At 65.6% G+C, this 3,406-nt stretch carries 3 protein-coding genes; 1 reads left to right on the forward strand and 2 read right to left on the reverse strand.

What is annotated here, in order from left to right:
- Window positions 1-2,341, forward strand: a 2,341-nt coding sequence (gene mutS / locus WBV42_RS04355) for a DNA mismatch repair protein MutS (protein WP_423984944.1), incomplete at its 5' end; no start/stop codon positions are given.
- A 3-nt stretch (window positions 2,342-2,344) separates the two neighbouring features.
- Here the strand turns inward: mutS and nucS are convergent.
- On the reverse strand, window positions 2,345-3,079 hold the full coding sequence (gene nucS, locus WBV42_RS04360) for an endonuclease NucS (RefSeq protein WP_423984945.1): 735 nt from the start codon (window positions 3,077-3,079) through the stop codon (window positions 2,345-2,347).
- A gap of 41 nt (window positions 3,080-3,120) precedes the next feature.
- On the reverse strand, window positions 3,121-3,406 hold a 286-nt coding region (locus WBV42_RS04365), incomplete at its 5' end, for a DUF6735 family protein (RefSeq protein WP_423984946.1).

Genomic DNA, 3,406 nt, shown 5'->3' on the forward strand with positions numbered 1-3,406 from the left:
CGACGCGGGGTATCGCGTGGCGGTCGCGGACCAAGTACAGGACCCGGCGGACGCCTCCGGCGTGGTCGAACGCGCCGTCACCCGCGTCGTCACGCCCGGAACGCTGACCGAGGACGAACTGCTCCACGGTGACGACAACAACTTCGTCGCCTGTCTTTCCCACGATGAGGGCTACGGGCTCGCCATCCTCGACGTTTCGACGGGTGACTTCTACGCGACGACCGTCGAAACCGAGAGCGAGGTCCGAAGCGAGGTGGAGCGATTCGCCCCGACGGAAGCAATCGTCGCCCCCTCGATCGCGGAGGAAACTACCGAATCCGACGTCTTCGACGCCGACTGCATGGTCACGACCTACGAGGAGGCCACGTTCGACATTGACGGTGCGACGGACCTCGTGGCGGACTACTTCGGGCCGCCGGAGCGACTCCTCGCCACCGACGCCGAAATCCGCGCCTGCGGTGCGCTGCTCTCGTACGCCGAGTACGTCCGCGGCAGCGAGGGAATGGGCGACGATGCGGACGACGGATCGTCCCGTCTCGACTACCTCAACCACCTCACGCGCTACGACCCGCGGTCGTACATGCTCCTCGATGCGGTTGCACTCACGAGCCTCGAACTGTTCTCGCCCCGTGCCGTTCACGGACAGGACGAGGCCACGCTCGTCGGCGTGCTGGACGAAACCGCGTGTGCACTCGGCAGCCGAAAGCTCACCGACTGGCTCCGGCGACCCTTGCTGGAACGCGACCGAATCGAGGACCGACTCGACGCGGTCGAGGAGTGGACCACGACGGTGCAGGCGCGCGAGGAAGTCCACGAACTCCTCCGGAACGTCTACGACATCGAACGGCTCATCTCCCGCGTCTCGCGTGGCCGGGCAAACGCCCGTGACCTTCGCTCGCTCAAGGCCACGCTCGACGTAGTGCCCGACATCGCGGCAGCGATGGAGGGCGTCGAATCCGCGAAACTCCGTACCCTCCACGGGAATCTGGACGAGATGGCCGACGTCCGCGACCGGATCGGCCGCGCGATTCCCGAAGAACCGCCCATCGAAATCACGGAGGGCGGCGTCATCAAGTCGGGCTACGACGGCGAACTGGACGATCTCCGCGAGACCGAACGCTCCGGAAAGGCGTGGATCGACGACCTCGAAGCGAGCGAACGCGAGCGAACGGGTATCGGCTCCCTGAAGGTCGGCTACAATCAGGTCCACGGCTACTACATCGAAGTCACGGACCCGAACCTCGACAAGGTGCCCGACGACTACACCCGACGACAGACCCTGAAGAACTCCGAGCGCTTCTACACGCCGGAACTGAAGGAACGCGAGGACGAAATCATCCGCGCCGAAGGGCGTGCCGACGAGTTGGAGTACGACCTGTTCCGCGAGGTGCGCGACGCCGTCGCCGAGGAGTCCGAGCGGGTGCAGTCGCTCGCGGAGACGTTGGCCGAACTCGACGTGCTCGTCGGGTTGGCTGAAGTCGCCGCCAAACACGGCTACTCGCGCCCCGAAATCGTTTCGGACGGCATCGAGATCCGAAACGGTCGCCACCCCGTCGTGGAGCGAACCCAGTCCTCGTTCGTGCCGAACGACACCCGCTTCGAGGGCGACACGCTGGCGGTCATCACCGGCCCGAACATGGCCGGGAAATCCACCTACATGCGGCAGGTCGCGCTCATCTCGATTCTGGCGCAGGTCGGGAGCTTCGTCCCCGCCGACGAGGCACGGGTCGAACTTGTGGACCGCGTGTTCACCCGCGTCGGCGCGAGCGACGACATCGCGGGCGGCCGCTCGACGTTCATGGTCGAGATGACCGAACTCGCGGACATCCTGCAGAACGCCACCGACCGCTCGCTGATCCTGCTGGACGAAGTCGGCCGCGGAACCAGCACGACTGACGGCTTCGCCATCGCCCGCTCGGTGACCGAGCACGTCCACGACGAAATCGGGGCGAAGACGCTGTTCGCCACGCATCACCACGACCTGACCTACGTCGCCGACGACCTGCCGAACGCCATCAACCTCCACTTTGCTGCCACGGAACGCGACGGCGAGGTCGTCTTCGAACACCACATCTCTGAGGGTGCGACGATGGCTTCGTATGGTGTCGAAGTCGCCGGACTTGCGGGCGTGCCGGAGTCGGTCATCCAGCGGTCGAAGGAACTGCTGGCGGAGGGGAACGGCGGGATGGAAGACCCGATGACGGAGGAAAAGAATGCCGCCGATTCCATGCCGTCCGACTCGAACGGCGTAGTGGACGAACTCCGACGAACCAACGTCGCGGCGACGACGCCGCTCGAAGCGTTGCAACTACTCGACAGGCTGAAATCGCAGTTGGACTGATTTTCAGGGTGCCAACGAGACGAATTCGAGTCCGCTCTCGGCGAGCATGCTACGGGCACGTTCGGTGACCGAGGGAGCGACCAGCACGCCGCGAACCTCCGCTCCGGCGTGGAGGTCCCGATGGAGTGCGTCCACGTAGCGTCGGAGTTGGCCGACCGCGTCCGGACCGACGCGCTTGCGCTTGAGTTCGACCACCGTCGTGATTCCGTCCGCGTCCTTGCCGTAGATGTCGATGGCTCCCGCCGCAGTCTGGCGCTCGGTCGCCAGTGGGGTGAACCCTCTCTCCACGAGGTCCGGGTCGTCCAGAATCCGCTGGCGGAGGTCCTCCTCGGTTCCGGCGAGCGATAGCTCCTTGGCGTCGGTAACGTCGAACGACGAAACCTGCCTGAGCTCCTCGAAGTGAACGTCCAACGATTCGGAGGGGCTGTCCCTGCGACTGCCGACGCGGAGGCGACCATCCACGAGTTCGGCGGAGACGGTTCCGCCCGGCGGTTGCCAGTTGACGGGTTTCTGTCCTTCCTCGGTATGGACCAGCGTCGTCCCGTCGGGTTTGAGCACGACGAGGCGGTCGCCGGGGCCGAGATAGCTCTCGGCCCGACCGTCGTACTCCACGGTACAGCGACCGAACAGGGTGAGGAGGTCCCCGTTCCCGATGGCCGTCTCGACGCGGGTCAGCGCCGCTTCGTGCGTCGGTGTCTGGAGCGTGTCGGGTGCGTTCTCCTCGTTCGTCTGCGTCACTGACCGATGGTAGACGGTAGGCGGATAAAAACCGATTGCCATCAACGCGTGAAAACCACCTCCCGGCGGTCACCCGCCCATTCGGTGACGCGCGAATCGAGGTAGTCGATGGCGTCGGCGGCGTCGAGCACCTCCTCACCGAACATGTCCCGGACGACGGCTCGGGTCGCGCGAAACCACCGGCGAGCGTCCCTCGTGTCGGCTTCGTAGTAGACTTCCACGAGCGCGCCCGCGTCGGAATTCGCCTCGATGGTCGTGCCGAACCACAGCGGGAGGTAGGCGGTGACGCTCCACGAGAGCGAGACGACGAAGAACGCCTCGATGGTC

Origin of the sequence: Haladaptatus sp., from assembly GCF_049589095.1 — an archaeon.
Taxonomy (GTDB): Archaea; Halobacteriota; Halobacteria; order Halobacteriales; family Haladaptataceae; genus Haladaptatus.